General features: G+C 46.0%; 14 protein-coding genes. 12 read left to right on the forward strand and 2 right to left on the reverse strand.

The genetic code is table 11. The annotated features are described in order from the left end of the window. Positions 1 to 7: 7 nt before the first annotated feature. The 10 genes from RE469_07665 (at position 8) to dph5 (ending at position 11153) form a co-directional block, all read left to right on the forward strand. Positions 8 to 1720 carry a site-2 protease family protein gene (locus RE469_07665; GenBank protein ID WMT44074.1) on the forward strand — a complete coding sequence of 571 codons (1713 nt, stop codon included), beginning with the start codon at positions 8 to 10 and terminating at the stop codon, positions 1718 to 1720. Further along, positions 1717 to 2787, forward strand: a complete 1071-nt coding sequence (locus RE469_07670; GenBank protein WMT44075.1) for an ATP-NAD kinase family protein — start codon at positions 1717 to 1719, stop codon at positions 2785 to 2787. Before RE469_07665 ends, RE469_07670 begins: the two co-directional genes overlap by 4 nt. Before the next feature lie 57 nt (positions 2788 to 2844). Continuing rightward, a complete protein-coding gene (locus tag RE469_07675; GenBank protein ID WMT44076.1) occupies positions 2845 to 4587 on the forward strand; it encodes a DUF2070 family protein in 1743 nt (580 codons plus the stop codon). Between the two features lie 145 nt (positions 4588 to 4732). After that, positions 4733 to 5074 carry an archaellum operon transcriptional activator EarA family protein gene (locus tag RE469_07680; protein ID WMT44077.1) on the forward strand — a complete coding sequence of 114 codons (342 nt, stop codon included), beginning with the start codon at positions 4733 to 4735 and terminating at the stop codon, positions 5072 to 5074. Between the two features lie 98 nt (positions 5075 to 5172). Continuing rightward, a complete protein-coding gene (lonB, locus tag RE469_07685) occupies positions 5173 to 7149 on the forward strand; it encodes an ATP-dependent protease LonB (GenBank protein ID WMT44078.1) in 1977 nt (658 codons plus the stop codon). Positions 7150 to 7249: 100 nt separating this feature from the next. Next, a complete protein-coding gene (locus tag RE469_07690; protein ID WMT44079.1) occupies positions 7250 to 7573 on the forward strand; it encodes a hypothetical protein in 324 nt (107 codons plus the stop codon). 98 nt (positions 7574 to 7671) lie between these two features. After that, positions 7672 to 8586 (forward strand): carbohydrate kinase family protein, encoded by a 915-nt coding sequence (locus RE469_07695; GenBank protein ID WMT44080.1) that lies wholly within the window; start codon positions 7672 to 7674, stop codon positions 8584 to 8586. A gap of 21 nt (positions 8587 to 8607) precedes the next feature. After that, positions 8608 to 9135: a gamma carbonic anhydrase family protein gene (locus RE469_07700; GenBank protein WMT44081.1), complete on the forward strand. Its 528-nt coding sequence runs from the start codon at positions 8608 to 8610 to the stop codon at positions 9133 to 9135. 34 nt (positions 9136 to 9169) lie between these two features. After that, positions 9170 to 10387, forward strand: a complete 1218-nt coding sequence (locus RE469_07705; protein ID WMT44082.1) for an enolase C-terminal domain-like protein — start codon at positions 9170 to 9172, stop codon at positions 10385 to 10387. A 1-nt stretch (position 10388) separates the two neighbouring features. Then, positions 10389 to 11153 (forward strand): diphthine synthase, encoded by a 765-nt coding sequence (dph5, locus tag RE469_07710; GenBank protein ID WMT44083.1) that lies wholly within the window; start codon positions 10389 to 10391, stop codon positions 11151 to 11153. A gap of 6 nt (positions 11154 to 11159) precedes the next feature. On the opposite strand, the gene RE469_07715 is transcribed toward dph5, so the two are convergent. After that, positions 11160 to 11768, reverse strand: coding sequence for an ArsR family transcriptional regulator (locus RE469_07715; protein ID WMT44084.1), 609 nt, complete (start codon positions 11766 to 11768; stop codon positions 11160 to 11162). A 6-nt stretch (positions 11769 to 11774) separates the two neighbouring features. Next, the gene (gene hsp20 / locus RE469_07720; GenBank protein ID WMT44085.1) at positions 11775 to 12338 is read right to left on the reverse strand and encodes an archaeal heat shock protein Hsp20; all 564 of its coding nucleotides are present in this window, start codon (positions 12336 to 12338) and stop codon (positions 11775 to 11777) included. A 369-nt stretch (positions 12339 to 12707) separates the two neighbouring features. Here hsp20 and RE469_07725 point away from each other — a divergent pair, with 369 nt between their 5' ends. Next, complete coding sequence (locus RE469_07725) at positions 12708 to 13157, forward strand: chromate resistance protein (GenBank protein ID WMT44086.1); 450 nt, start codon at positions 12708 to 12710, stop codon at positions 13155 to 13157. 579 nt (positions 13158 to 13736) lie between these two features. Then, complete coding sequence (locus RE469_07730) at positions 13737 to 15437, forward strand: succinate dehydrogenase/fumarate reductase flavoprotein subunit (GenBank protein WMT44087.1); 1701 nt, start codon at positions 13737 to 13739, stop codon at positions 15435 to 15437. The last annotated feature ends 5 nt before the right edge of the window (positions 15438 to 15442 follow it).

A 15442-nucleotide genomic window follows, 5' to 3' on the forward strand; every position in this document is an offset into this window, starting at 1 on the left:
GGAATAGATGAAAAACGAATCCATTAATGCCATAAGGAACGTGGTTGCCAGATATTACGACATCTCCTCAATAAATGAGCTTGAGGATTCAGTGGTTATAAAGACACAGAACCTGGACGATTATCCGGAGGAATACTTTGACAGGCTGGTCAGGGACCTGGAAGCACTGGGGTATATTGCATTCACCAACGGCAGTTCGTCGGATGAAATAATAATCATAGACAGGCCAAGGCAGAGCGGTAATAAATTCCTCAAGCTTTTATTGCTTGCAGCCTCGTTGGTGAGCACAGCCTATTTTGGGATTGTTTATCAGGCCTCATATTTTCCGGAATCAGGACTGGCGGGAAACATTTTTTCAGGCATAATATTCTTCCTTCTGCCGCTTTCGGTTGTGCTTGGAGCCAGAGAGGCGGGCAAGTACGTGGCACTCAAGAAAAACGGGATGTCATACACCTTTCCGATTTTCGTGCCAGATCCTCTGGGAATTGGCACCATGGGTATTATAAATGCACCCAGCAAGCCGTACACCAGCAGGAAGGCAATGATTGAAATAGGATCATATTCCTTATTGTTCGGTCTTGTTATTTCAACTATTTTTTATGTGCTGGGGTCGGTCCTTACATTCTATTACCCACCCTCTGCAGCAGTGGTAAATTCCCCTGTGGAAAGGATTGGCTCGCCAATTCTGCTCCAGATCATATCCATGGGCATGGTGCCATCCAATGGGATTCTGGATCCACTTGCCCTTGCTGGCTGGGCTGGGTTAATAACCACGGCCTTCAATGCTCTTCCGCTGGGCTTCCTGGATGGCGGGCTTATATCCTCAGCCGTATTCGGGAAAAGAAGCGTTTACCTTTCATATCTTTCGGTTCTCGCCATACTTGGCCTTGGAGTCATATATCCACCCTGGATAGTTCTCGCTGTATTTGCTCTTCTTGTGGGATTACGTGGACCGCAGCCCCTTAACAACCACTTCAGGCTGAGATCAAATGCCAAGGTTCTTGCCGCAGTTGCCCTTGTTGTGATCGTAGTGGGCATAGCGCCATTTCCATTTCAGACTTCCCTTAACAGCTTCACAATCTCGGCTTCTCAACTAAACTTCGTCACATATCAGGGGAACAGCTCAGTGGCTGTAAACATGGAGATAAACAACACTGGTTCCTCAACAATGGTTCCAGCATTCGAGATCTCCCCATCCGTTGCCTTCACGCTTTCCGGAAAGAGTAAATCAATATCGCCCGGGCAGGATTACGGTTACAGCCTCGATCTGAACACCAGCGGTTCAGTGCACCCAGGGTTCAATCAGTTCACGATTTCTGTATATTCAGGCAGCGTAGTCAAGACTTTTTCAGTGATTGTTATCAGCGTGAATCTCACCAGGGCTTTCATGTTCAACAACCAGGCACCCCTTTACATGTCAGTGAATAAAAGCCAGCAGTTCTCAATCTCACTGACGCCACCGGCTAATTCCAATCTCTCGGTGGTTTCCCTTGTGTCTCCTGCTGTGAACTACACTTATTACGTGCCACTTACCTCTGGTACACTTGTAGAATCCGTGAATGGATCAGTGGTGCCAATTAAACCCTTCTCCCTGAATGCCCATCTCAGCAGCACCACTCTGAACCTTACTTTTATGATGCCCCATCTTGTCGACGCATGGGAGATTGTGGCATACAACAGCACATATTCCGCGGCGGTGGCATTCATAAGGGTGACATGATCATGATTGCAGGTTTCTTCATCAATCCCATAGCAGGATGTGGTGCCATGCACGGGATGAAGGGATCGGATTACATGAAGATGAGTGAATGCAGGGAATCAGTGTCTCTCGCCCTTGCTGTGGAATTCCTGAGAAGAATCAACCCTGAAAACATCACTTTTTTCATACCCTCAGGAGATATGGGTGAAAAGGCATTCACTATTACAGGCCTTGATAACTACAGGACTATCTATGATCCGGCTGAACCTTCAACTTCAATGGACACAAAGAAATTTATTGAAATACTCTCCAAGAGATCTCCTGGCATCCTTGTCTTTTTTGGTGGAGACGGGACTGCAAGGGACATTGTGGATGCGCATCCTACATTTCCAGTAATTGGTGTCCCGGCAGGTTCAAAGATGTACAGTTCTGTTTTTGCCATCAGCCTGGACTCTGCTGTCAGGGTCTTTAATGATGTCGCATCCGGAATGGTGGAAGATTTTGTACCATCAGAGGTCATAGATCTTGATGAAAGAGTCTATTCCACAGGCAGGATAGAGACAAGGTTTTACGGAGAACTTCTGGTGCCAAACAGCAGCAGGATACTTATGGAATCAAAGGCGGAATATACAGATGATTATGTTCAGGACGCCGCGGAATACATTCATGATCACATTGAAAATGATGTTGATTACCTCATAGGTCCGGGTACAACATGCAAGAGCGTTCTGGCACTTTTCGGTCAGAAGGGGAGCATTCTTGGGTTCGATCTGTTCAGAAATGGCAGAATCATGGAAACCAGCATGAATGAGGCGAGACTGTACGAGATAGCCAGCAGCAGTACAAGGATGATCATTTCTCCCATTGGAGGGCAGGGCTTTTTGCTTGGCAGAGGAAACAGAGAAATTTCGCCCAGGGTACTGAAAAAGATCGATCCACGCAACATAACTGTTATAGCATCCCCGAGGAAACTTGAAAACCTTAAAGTTCTCTACATCGATACTGGTGGCGAAAAAATCGACTTTCCACAATATGTCAGAGTGTTATATGGATATGGCAAATTTAAGATGGTTAAAGTGGAACAATAACACGGTTTTACCGGAATCTATCAAAATCTATAATTATGTGATGCGGATACTCTAAGGTTGATTAAAACTGATTCAGAAAACCGTGGCTTTTCTGATCTTTCAAAATTTGTGAAAAGGTCTCCCAGATGGTACACAATCATTTGGTTAACAGTGGTTATACTGGCGTTTGATTATTTCCTTCTCAGGAATGTCTATCTGGTCATTATCGGAGTCCTTGGATCATACCTTCTGGTAATAGGCATCGACATGCTTTTTGTGAAGATTGCCCAGGTTTATTTCCCGGCTAGAAGGATCCTGTTTCTTGATTTTCTGTCGCTCCTTATCGCCTCAATTTTCTTCTGGGCTGTGTATTTTTCCAGGATATTCACCAATCCTGAGATCATGCTTATGGTATCCATATCTTCAGCCACTCTGCTGAGGGTTTTGATATTCTATACATATTATTCTGACAGGCCGCTCAAGTTTATCCCACCCACACTCAATTATACATTTGCAGCAATGGTAGCCCTTTCAATTATCTTCCAGGAATGGCTCACAATAATACCATTCGTCGTGTCTTCGGTCATATACATAGCATGCGGTGTGATCTTTGTCAAGAGTTCAACTCGTGGGTTTGCCAGGGAGTATGGTGAAAGCCCAGCCAAGATCATAAAGATGTTTCTGAATTACAACAACGAAGAAGTCAGCCAGGAGGTTGGTAACAATTTCTTTGGAAGGCTGTATAGACACGTGAGGCGTGTCCCAGTCAAGGTGATGGATATCAGGAGAGTGGCCGACGGATCCCGCATGACAACACTGGTCTTTCCATATGTGCATCCCGGGCCCTTTGGAACCCTCGGTTCAAGTGATCTTCCAAAAAGACTTCAGACAAGGCTTTCCGATCTTGGAACAGACCTGATGGTTTTCCATACCACAACCACAAACAGCAACAACTGTTCAGGCGATGATGACATAGACGAGATTGCATCCGCCGTAAGAACATCACTTCAGGACATGGATTATGTCAGGCTCATGTCGCGCTTCAAGAAGATCAATGTTGGCAAGTATGTCATAGGAATGCAGAGGTTTGGAGACTTTGGCCTTGGGGCAATAATTCCTGAACGGGAACCATTTGACGATGTTAAACTCAAGGAGGGCCTCAAGATAATACACCATGTGGAGAGGAGCACTCTCAAGGAATTTGCTGCAATAGACGCACAGAATTTCTTTACGGAAAAAGCTCTTGAGCTCGATGCCTGTGACGGCATGGAGAAGGCATTTGAACGCGAACTAAAGAGGCTGGAATCAAAGTATCCATCAAGGATTGGATATTACCGGATTTATGAGCCTCTTCCTGAATTGGGTTCAATGGGAGTTCAGGCGCTTGTCACTGAAATACAGGGAAAATACCAGGCAACCGTGCTTACGGATTCAAACAACGTGACCAGGGAAGTTATTGAGGCAGCCAGAAAGAGAGCAGCTGACAGGATTGCATCTCTTGAAATATACACAACTGACAACCACTATGTCAATGCCAGCAATCTGGACGTCAACCCCCTTGGGAAAGATGGAAATATTGACGATATTGTTGGGCTCATAGCGCGCACAGTTGAAAAGGCCATGGAATCTGTCACTGATGTTGAAGTTGGCATGAAGACAGTTAATGTAAAGGTCAGGATGGGAGATGAAAATACTTACCAGAGGCTAATAGATTCTGTATTTGATTCACTGAGGAGGGCTAAGTACACAATAATCATCACCATTCCATCAAGCATAATTGCTTCAATAGCTATTTTCAGATATCTGGTACCAGTCCTGTAATACATCCACACTCCTGTTGATCCAGGAATTATTGTCTGACAGATCAATTGTCTATGTAGGTAACAGTGTTTGAATACCTGCATGTTAACTGATCGATCCTTGGTCAGACAAAAATGTTTATATATGTCCTAAATTATATAATGGTATGGAATTAGTCGCCGACGGAAATATAATCAGATCGCTAAACAGAAGCGAATTAAGGAGGAAGGTTCTCTTCTATCTCCTGTCCATACATCCCTACAGATCCTATCTCTCCGAGATATCGAGAGCCGTGAAATCTGATCCTTCCAATGTGAAGGGATGCCTTGAAGGGCTGGGAGTAAGATATACCGGGGAGGAATCTCTGGTTGGGCTGGGTCTCGTATCATTCGAGCAGTCGAAAAACGGCTTCAAGTATTACAAGATCAACACGGACTTCATTGAGGACGTAAAGGCACTGAAAACCATGTTTAACCACAAGAAAGTATTTGCAGTGGAAATAGGCTGATTCTATTAATTATCATTAAACCAACTTCCGTCGGCTTCGTTATTTTTTCAAAATTTTCATAAGAAAGACTTAATTATCTAAATTAAATGGAGTGAGAGGTGGATACTACGGTTGAATCTGTTGATGAATGGGTCAAGAAGCTGAGTATTACGTCCACGAAGGACGTGCAGGTACCCAGAATGCTGTTTGACCAAGTCATCGGACAGGAGGAAGCAAGGGAGGTTGTCAAGAAGGCGGCCATACAGAAGAGACATGTTCTTCTCATCGGCGAGCCTGGAACGGGCAAATCCATGCTGGCTCAGTCCATGGTTGACTTCCTTCCCAAGGATGAATTGGAGGATATACTAGTTTTTCCAAATCCAGAGGATTCAAACAGACCGAAGATCAAAACTCTTCCGGCCGGGAAAGGCAAGGAAATTGTAAGGCAATATCAGCTAAAGGCTGAAAGGGAGAAGAAGGACAGATCCAGAGGAGTACTGTTTGTGGTTTTTGCCATAATATTCTTTGGAATTATAGCTGCCGGAATACTTTATGCAAGCAACAAGGATTTCGGCCTTAGCCTCAATATTCTCTTTTTCACAGTAATAATAGCTTTCTTCATCTATATGTTCATGGCGCTTAACCCGGCCATGAGGATGGAGAAGGCAATGGTACCAAAGCTACTGGTATCGCACACGCCGAATGATAAACCACCGTTCATTGATTCCACGGGAGCCCATTCCGGTGCGCTACTGGGTGATGTCAGGCACGATCCTTTCCAGTCCGGCGGTCTGGAAACTCCGGCACATGAAAGGGTGGAGGCCGGAAACATTCATAAGGCCAATAAGGGGGTCCTATTCATTGACGAAATGAACCTGCTCAGGATGGAGAGCCAGCAGGCTCTCCTTACCGCCATGCAGGAGAAGAAGTTTTCGATATCCGGACAGAGTGAGAGGAGTGCCGGAGCAATGGTTCAGACTGAACCTGTGCCATGTGACTTTGTTCTGGTTGCAGCGGGAAACCTTGACGCAGTGCAGGGAATTCACCCAGCATTGAGATCAAGGATCAGAGGTTACGGTTATGAAGTCTATGTGAACGACACTATGGAAGATACTGAAGAGAACAGGCATAAACTTGTTCAATTCATCGCTCAGGAAGTCCTCAAGGATAAGAAGATACCTCACTTTGACATTGGTGCAGTTACAGAAATAATAAAGGAAGCACAGCGGCGGTCCGGCAGGAAGGGCAAGCTCACCCTGAGGCTCAGGGAACTGGGTGGACTCATCAGAGTCGCCGGTGACATTGCCATAAGCGAGAAGGCCGATGTTGTTACGGCTGACCAGGTTGTAAGGGCAAAGGCACTGAGCAAGCCTCTGGAACAGCAGGTCGCAGACAGATCAATCCAGATAAGAAAGTCATACCAGACTTTCCACAGCGAAGGGTCAGCGGTTGGAATGGTTAACGGACTGGCTGTTGTCGGTGCAAATTCCGGAATGGCTGACTATACAGGAATTGTCATGCCAATCGTGGCAGAAGTAACGCCTGCCCAGCACAAGGGCAATGGCGTGGTTGTCGCTACTGGCAAACTGGGAGAAATAGCCAAGGAAGCCGTACAGAACGTATCAGCTGTCTTCAAGAAGCTCAGCGGCAAGGACATTTCAGACATGGATATACACATCCAGTTCATCGGGACGTACGAAGGTGTTGAAGGAGATTCAGCCAGTGTTTCAATTGCAACTGCAGTAATATCGGCCATAGAGAACATACCCGTTGATCAGACCGTAGCCATGACCGGATCCCTTAGCGTCAGGGGGGCAGTTCTTCCAGTTGGTGGTGTTACGGCAAAGGTTGAAGCAGCCATTGAAGCTGGGATGAAAAGGGTTGTTGTACCAGCTGCCAACTTCGGCGACATCGTACTGGACAGCCTTCACAAGGATCGCATTGAGGTAGTTCCCGTGGCTAACATCAGCGAGGTCTGGGAAAATGCCCTGATTGCAAGCCCCGAGAAGCAGAGGTTCCTGTCCAGAGTTGCGGACTTCCTGAATCCAAAGCTATTCGGCCCGAAGCAGGGAAACACCGGAGCCAATGCAGCCTGAGCTAAAATCATTTAAACTGGCGGGAAGACAAATCCCGTCACCTGAAACATTTGTGAAGAGAAATCATACTGGATTTTTTTGTATTCTTGATTCAAATAGAGTGGTCTCCAGGGAGCAAATTCTCATATCATTCCACAGGGCAGAAAGACTTCAGTCGCAGTCACGCATCAGACTCAAAGAATCTCTTTTCATGATGCTGGTTGCTGGTGAACCGCAGATATCAAATGCCATAGTATCTGCAGGAATCGGACCGGACACCAGTGGGATTACGGTTGTTTATGACAATGAGAGTGATCTGATGGCATTCATGCAAAGCACTGGAGGACTACTGGAACCTGTGAATGAGCCATTTCCCGACGAAACTCCGGAAAATCTTGTGCCTCATATGTTCAAAAAAATGATACGGGTTCAATTATCACTTTGAGCTGCGTCTATGGAAAGAACCAAGCATTTTTACGCAATCGGGCGTGGTCTTCCAATCTCCTCCTGCGAATCTTATTAATGTAAGGGTAATTCCAGAGCATGGAAGAAAATTTTCTGGCCTTTTTCGGTCATCTCAACATAGATGTTGTTATGCGCGTTCCATCGCTGCCATGCAGGGGATCGGTTAATATCCAGCGTCATGAGGAAAACTACGGTGGTACCGCCGGAAATTTCTCAGTCGTTGCATCTTCTCTGGGAGTACCCTTCCATCTTTATTCTGCCGTATCCCGGAACTCACATGGTAAGTTCCTGGAGTTCCTGGATTCAAGGGATATAGATACTGAACACATTTACATATCCGGGGATTACGGCCCAATTTGTTATTCTGCCACGGACGGCAAAGATCAGGTCTATTATATTTACCAGGGTCCCATGGATGAGCCGTTCTCCAAAGCTGTTCTCAAAGAAGATTCAGAGTACAGGTGGATTCACCTTGGTACCGGTCCGCAGGACGATTATATTAACGTTGCAGAAAATATAAAGGGAAAGAAGGTTTTTGATCCAGGCCAGGAAATATCCTACAGATATTCACGGGATGACATAATCCGGATGGCTTCAGCCAGCAGTCTTTGGATTTTAAATGAACACGAGCTTTCTGTTGCGTCAAAAATTCTGGGCTTACCTGAGGAGCAGGTAATTGGTATGACGCCGGAGACCATTGTCACCAGAGGCGCAAGTGGGTCAACGCTGTATGGATCCAACGGCAGGACGGAAATAAAGTCAAGGAAATCCGAAGTTGTGTTTGACACAATCGGTGCAGGAGACGCCTACAGGGCTGGCTTCTACCTTGGCATTTACAGGGGATTGGACATGGCCCACAGCTGCGCAGTGGGCTCAATAGTTTCCGGACTGGCTGTACAGAAACCACTGCGGGAATTCAATTATACTGCATCTGATATTTTTGATATATTCCAATCAGAGGCTGAGGACCTGATCATTCCACAAAAAGATTAATCCGCCAGGAGATCAGGTACAATGGCGTTATATACATTTGAAGGCAGAGAGCCCAGGGTTGACGCAAGCGCTTTTGTTTTCCCGGATGCAACAGTGATTGGTGATGTGACCATTGGAAAAGAGGTATGGGTAGGTCCTGGTGCGGTCTTGAGGGGAGACTACGGGAAGATAGTTGTTGGAGATTACAGTGCAATTGAGGATAATGTTGTTGTACACGCAAGGCCGGGAGAAACAACTGTTATAGGGAATCATGTTACAGTGGGGCACCTGTCCGTTATACATACGCCAAAAATATCCGACTGGGTTGTTATAGGCATGGGCGCTGTGGTATCTGACTTTGCCCACATAGGAACATGGGCAGCAATAGGCGAGGGCGCAGTTGTGAAAAATAACTTTGAGGTTCCGGAGAAGGCCATTGCGGTTGGTGTTCCAGCAAAGGTAATAGGCAGTGTGAGCCAGGATTACATGGACCTTTGGACAAAGTACAAGGCAAACTACAACAGCTTTGCCTCAAGATATAAAACCAACCTGCACAGGATTGAGCAATGAAATAATTTAAGATGCCGGAAGCACTGATCAACTCATGATGAACGAACTGCCAATAGATGACATAAGGGTCAGGAAGATAATCGATTCCAGGGGTAACTTCACGGTAGAGGTGGATTTATTCATTGAAGATGTGATGGGAAGATGCTCTGCTCCTTCCGGTGCCAGCACCGGGGACACTGAGATGAAGGCTTTTCCCAAATCAGGTCCGGATGGCGCCATAAAATTTTTCGAGGAGAAGCTGAGGTCCAAACTCATCGGATATAACGCAATGGATCAGACGGGCTTTGACAGAACCATAATGGAAACAGATGGATCGGAATACATGGAGAATGTGGGTGGAAACCTTTCCACAGCGCTTTCCGTGGCTAACGCCCGGGCTGTAGCCTCCTATCTGGGAATACCTCTGTACAGCTATGTTGGAGGAGCTTTCGCACGATCTCTCCCGAGACCCATGGGAAATGTAATCGGTGGCGGAAAACACTCCAAAGAGGGCACAACAATACAGGAATTCCTAGTTTCGGCTCAGGCAGACACTTTTATTCAGTCAGCGTACATAAACGCAATGACCCACAGAAGAATTGGGGAGATCCTGTCTGAAAAGCTGAAGGGCACAAGTGTTGGCCTTGGCGATGAGAAGGCATGGACTGCGAACATAAGCGATGAGGAAGCTCTGGAAATAATGCATCAGGCTGTTTCGGAGACATCTTCAAGGTACCATGTGCGGATACTCAAAGGAGTGGACTTTGCGGCCAACTCATTCTATGAGGGTGGTAAATACATATACAAAGACGGGCCAAAAACAAGGGATCAGCAGATAGACTATGCGGTATCATTCTCCAGGGACCACGATTTCTACTTCATAGAAGACCCAATGGTGGATACAGATTTTGATGGCTTTGCCGAGATAACCAAAAAGATCTCCCAGAAGAACCTGGTAGTAGGCGATGATCTGTATACAACAAATCCAGAGCGGCTCAAGATGGGGATAGAGAAGAAGTCCACCAATGGGATTCTCATAAAGGTAAACCAGATCGGTTCGCTCTCACGAACTGCTGAGACTGTACGCCTTGCAACCGCGGCAGGAATTCGGAACACTGTTTCCCACAGAAGCGGTGAAACCACAGACGATTTTGCAGCGCATCTCTCGGTGGCATTCGGGTCCATATTCATAAAGACAGGTACAATCGGTGGAGAAAGACTGGCTAAATTGAATGAACTCATCAGGATAGAGGAAGAGATAAACAGCAGCTGATATGATACATATTCTCGGGATTGGCCTGCGGGGTGTTGACAGTGTAACCCTTGGGGAAATGAGAATCCTGTCAAAATGTGAGAGGATATATTTTGAGACATACACGTCAGTCTCTCCGGCGGAAGTAGTCAGCGAGATATCATCAATCACCAGCAAACATATTTTTCCACTGGGCCGGGAAGATATGGAGAATCCGGCTGAACTTTTGATGGAAGCCAGAGATCATGATGTCTGTATCATTGTAACTGGTGATCCTCTCTCGGCCACAACACATAACCAGCTGCGCCTCGATGCCATTTCAGCTGGCGTTGCGGTGAACGTGGTTGAAAATGCCTCAATCCTGACAGCACTGCCAGGAAAGGTGGGTCTTCTCCCCTACAGGATGGGGCCCCCTGTTTCACTTCCATTTCTGACGGAAAGATTCAGTCCAAGGAGCGTGCTGGATAAGCTGGGGAGAAACAGGCAGATGGGCTTTCACACCATAATTCTTCTTGATCTCAAGGATAACCGCACAATGTACCCTGAAGAGGCTTTCAGCTACCTGAAACAACTTGAAGAAAGGCACGGTATCGGCGTTGTTAAGAATGATTCCACGTTTGTGGTCGCTTCCAGGGTGAGTCAGGCTGGAGAAAACCTTTCATACGGCACCTTTGAAAAGTTATCAAAAATAAGCTGGAAAACAAGCCCTTCCTCCCTGATTTTCCCGGCAGATCTGACCGAGAAAGAATCGGAATTTATGGGCCTTTTCTGCACTAAGTTAGAGTGAGTGTGCCTATCTGAAATATGTTTCCACAATCTGCATAACAAGGTTGAGTGGCAAATTCAGTTTCCGGCTAACATATTCCGGATCCATACTGTCCACATAATATATGAGAACCAGCCTGGAGGTGGGATCGGGCACCATTGTTGATATGTATGAGTTTATCTTTCCCATGAGATGGTCCTTTATTGCAATGAGCTTATTTCTGTCTCTCATGAGTTCGTCAATCTGGTGGTCCACATCACCTATCTTCTTCAGAAGTTCTGATGGTTTTTCTATGTGAATATTCTCCCGTTCTTCCATACTGTTGGGCTCAAGTGGGATTTCATATCTTTTGACCGTTATAAAATTGCGGGAATAATCCGCCACAAGGGTGGAGAATCCCGTGGGCCTGTAAATTTTTCTCCTGGCGCCGAGATTGCTGGGCGCATACCCTGCAGATGAAATCAGGTTTGCCTTCTCCAGCAGATCCAGCTGTTTATTGATGGCCTGCTGTGAAACACCTATGATCCTGCTGATCTGCAGGGCATAAGACTGATCGATGATGAGGCTCCTCAGTATTTCTCTGCGGGTTGAGTTCTCTATTGCACTTATGAAAGCCTCAAGGTCATCGTCAATCATTTCCCATCACTCTATCTGGATCTTCTTTCCGCTGGTCTTGTCACCGTCAACTTTGTCAATTGTCAGATCAAGTATTCCGTTGGTGAACTTTGCCTTTGCAGTTTCCGGCTTGATATCGTACTCAAAGTCCATGCTCTTGTAGTACTTCCTTGGTCCGTTGCGCACATTTATGGTGACATTCCTTTCAGAGACATTCAGCTCGATGTCCTCCTTGGATATGCCTGGAAGCTCATAGGTGAGGTATACCTTGTTCTTGTCCTCGTTGAAATCAGTCATTGGTTCCCTGACATCCTTTTCAACAGCCTCTGAAGCCCCAGGTATCATGTTTCTGGGCACATTGCCGAATTCCTCGAATACCGGCTTACCGTCTGGGCCAATTTTGTAGGAGAAACCATACACGTATGGTCCGTAGGTTTTAACATCCGGATCCTTGAGGAACCTGTCCCATATCCTCATCAGCCTGTCATTGAATCTGTCAAAGTCGAAGCCAAAGTCCCGGAACATGTCATCAAATTCTTCGTCCCAGGGGGTTCTCCAGTCGTCTTCATCCCTCTTTCTTCTTATTGCCATATTTTATCCTCCTGTTGTCAACCATTAGTTGACAACAACAGATTACAATTTAGTATAAAAATATTATGTAGACAGTCAATTTTACCTTGCAAGAGCATTAATGCCGGAGAAGATTACTTCCTGCATGCCTAATCCCACGTGCAGTTCACGAGTGGTGTACCAGATGCGGTTCAGAAAATTCTCAGCTTCTGTTTCTCTTGGGGGCTAATTCTTACGGGCCGGTATGCTGTTTTCCAATCAATGATGCTGTCCTGATTCTGACATTTTCAGAGAAAACAAGATTTCAGTACAAATGGAAAAAAGAGAAAGGCGGAATGTGTATACGTTCCAAACGTCTTATAATCAAGCAAATGGTACGTATTTGATAACATGAAGTGGATAACAAGGGAGAAGGCCGCAATAGATAGAATAGCCTGCCCATGGCTGATTTCCAGATTTATAGACGACAATCCTGAGTTCATCTTTGTGCCGGCGGGTGAAGTTATGAAAGATTCCAGAGAACTTTCAGCAATTCCATTTGATGTGGAGGGGGCGGAACTCAATCACTACCATGAGGATGGCGAGGAGAGAGTGACATTTGACGCTGTTATGAGAAAATACAAACTGTCTGATCCTGCTCTTAAGGAACTTGCAAAGATCGTCAGGGCAGCTGATGCTCACGAAGCTATGGCAGTACCAGAATCGCCGGGTCTGAAATCCATCGCACAGGGTTTTAGGTTGATATCGAAGAATGATCATGAAAACATGGATAAGCAATTTCCCGTCTATGACGCACTCTACGCTTATTGCAAGTATAAGCTAGAATCACGTAGAAAATGAAGGGCATGATGTATGGTGTTATCCATTAACCTGTGAAATAAATTACTCTACCACGGTTAAAGACCAGCTTCATTAGGCCTTGAGTTCTACGAGGTCTAGAACAGTTAACCTTCGTCTAATTTACACCCAATCCTTTCTGATTTCTGATTCAAGAAGGTACTTCACAGGTCTTCTCCTGCATTGCGTTTCGTGGCAAATTCTTCCAAGTCTCCTGCGCAAAATATTGCAAGCGAATACCGGCTATGGAATTGGATTGAGCAAAATTCGGGTGGATAAATGTTATTCTCGGATGAGACCATGTCCGGGATTTCAAGAGAGATACGGAGGTTTTGCTAGGTCCAAAAACTACGGCATAAATTATACAAAGGCTGAGGGATGAACACGCAAAAAGTTAACTGACTTTTCACAGGAAAGAATTTCCGGTGGGAATGACGCTACCTAATGCATCTATCATTGCGTGAAAGTCCCAGCATCATGACATGTGAAAAAAATTTGAAACTGCGCTATTTATGACTGCGGCACACCGTAGAATCTATAAAAAAAACTATATTAATAGAAATCATCCTAATACGATTTCAATTGGAAAAAATAAAGGAAGACGTTTTAATTCTTGGTGGAGGAATGGCTGGTCTTCGTGCTGCCATAGCTGCAGCAGAATATAATCCGAAATTATCAGTAGGGCTGGTATCAAAACTTTATCCCTTAAGGTCTCATTCTGTTTCGGCTGAAGGTGGTACAAGTGCCGTCCTGAATCCAAAGGATTCCTTCGACCTTCATTCCTTTGACACCATAAAGGGCAGTGATTATCTTGGCGATCAGGATGCCATTGAAGAATTTGTAAGACTCGTGCCTGAGCAGATTTATACCACAGATCACTGGGGATGCCCCTGGAGCCGAAACCCGGATGGGACAATATCACAGAGAGATTTTGGTGCTCTGAGTTTTCCCCGGGCAACCTTCGCCGCAGACAAAACGGGTTTCCATGTAATGCAGACTCTGTTCAGCAGGGCTATGAAGTATAATATTCATTTCTACAACGAGTATTTTGCGACCAAACTGATTCTCAATGGGGGTCAGCTGAATTCCGTAACCACAATAGATCTCAGGACTGGAAATTTTGTCGTATTCCAGGGAAAGGCACTTATTTTTGCAATGGGTGGAGCCGGCAGGCTTTACCAGTTTGCCACATATGCCCATTCAGTGACCGGAGATGGGGATGGTATAGCCTACAGAGCAGGAATACCTTTGAAAGATATGGAATTCATACAGTTTCATCCAACAGGCCTTGTACCATCCGGAATCCTCATAACAGAGGCAGCAAGAGCTGAGGGTGGATATCTTCTTAACAGCAAAAAAGAAAGATTCATGGGAACCTACGCCCCACATAAATTTGAGACGGCATCCAGGGATGTGGTATCAAGGGCGATTATGTGGGAAATCGAGGCAGGCCGTGGCGTTAAGGGCGAATACGGCGACATGGAATACGTTTACCTGGACATGCGGCACATCGCGGATAAGCTGGATGAAAGGCTTCCAATGATTACTGAAATAGCAAAGAAGTTCAATGGCATTGACGCCCACACCGAACTTGTCCCGGTGCACCCCGCAACCCATTATACAATGGGCGGCATAGATTCCAACGTAAAAACCACCACATCAGTACCTGGGGTGTTCGTTGCAGGGGAGAACGCCTGTGTAAGCATTCACGGTGCAAACAGGTTGGGATCAAACTCCACGAACGAATGCCTTGCACTAGGCAACGTTGCAGGAATAGCTGCAGCTGAGTGGGCCGTTTCACATTCGGTATCGGATCTCGACGTGGCGCAGGTCAATGACGAGGAAAAGAGGATCTGGGAAGATATGCTCAAGAGAGATGGAGGAGAAAACATAGCTAAGATCAGGGAAGATCTGAGAATCAACATGGATAAGAATGTTGGAGTATTCAGAACAGCGGACCCGCTGAGAAACAGCTTGAAGAACATAGCGGCCCTGAAGGAAAGATATGAGAAGATCACCATTCAGGATAAGGCATCCACATTCAACCTGGAGCTGGAATGGGCATTTGAGGTGGGATTCATGCTTGATCTTGCAGAAATCATAACCGCCGGCGCCCTTCAGAGAACCGAGAGCAGGGGAGCACATTACAGGCGGGATTTCCCGGATCGCGATGACGCCAACTTCATGAAGCATACCATAGCCACATACTCCAAGGATGGACCAGCATTAACATACAGGCCTGTTGTTGTAACCAAGTGGCAGCCAACTGTGAGGTCATACTGAGGTGC

Source organism: Cuniculiplasma divulgatum (genome assembly GCA_031200235.1).
In the GTDB taxonomy this organism is placed as follows: Archaea; Thermoplasmatota; Thermoplasmata; order Thermoplasmatales; family Thermoplasmataceae; genus UBA509.

What these genes read in the sequence shown, in the direction of transcription:
- RE469_07665 (WMT44074.1), top strand. Translation starts at nt 8, where the DNA reads ATGAAAAACGAATCCATTAATGCCATAAGGAACGTGGTTGCCAGATAT.
- RE469_07670 (WMT44075.1), top strand. Translation starts at nt 1,717, where the DNA reads ATGATCATGATTGCAGGTTTCTTCATCAATCCCATAGCAGGATGTGGT.
- RE469_07680 (WMT44077.1), top strand. Translation starts at nt 4,733, where the DNA reads ATGGAATTAGTCGCCGACGGAAATATAATCAGATCGCTAAACAGAAGC.
- RE469_07695 (WMT44080.1), top strand. Translation starts at nt 7,672, where the DNA reads ATGGAAGAAAATTTTCTGGCCTTTTTCGGTCATCTCAACATAGATGTT.
- RE469_07700 (WMT44081.1), top strand. Translation starts at nt 8,608, where the DNA reads ATGGCGTTATATACATTTGAAGGCAGAGAGCCCAGGGTTGACGCAAGC.
- RE469_07705 (WMT44082.1), top strand. Translation starts at nt 9,170, where the DNA reads ATGATGAACGAACTGCCAATAGATGACATAAGGGTCAGGAAGATAATC.
- dph5 (WMT44083.1), top strand. Translation starts at nt 10,389, where the DNA reads ATGATACATATTCTCGGGATTGGCCTGCGGGGTGTTGACAGTGTAACC.
- RE469_07715 (WMT44084.1), bottom strand. Translation starts at nt 11,768, where the DNA reads ATGATTGACGATGACCTTGAGGCTTTCATAAGTGCAATAGAGAACTCA.
- hsp20 (WMT44085.1), bottom strand. Translation starts at nt 12,338, where the DNA reads ATGGCAATAAGAAGAAAGAGGGATGAAGACGACTGGAGAACCCCCTGG.
- RE469_07725 (WMT44086.1), top strand. Translation starts at nt 12,708, where the DNA reads ATGAAGTGGATAACAAGGGAGAAGGCCGCAATAGATAGAATAGCCTGC.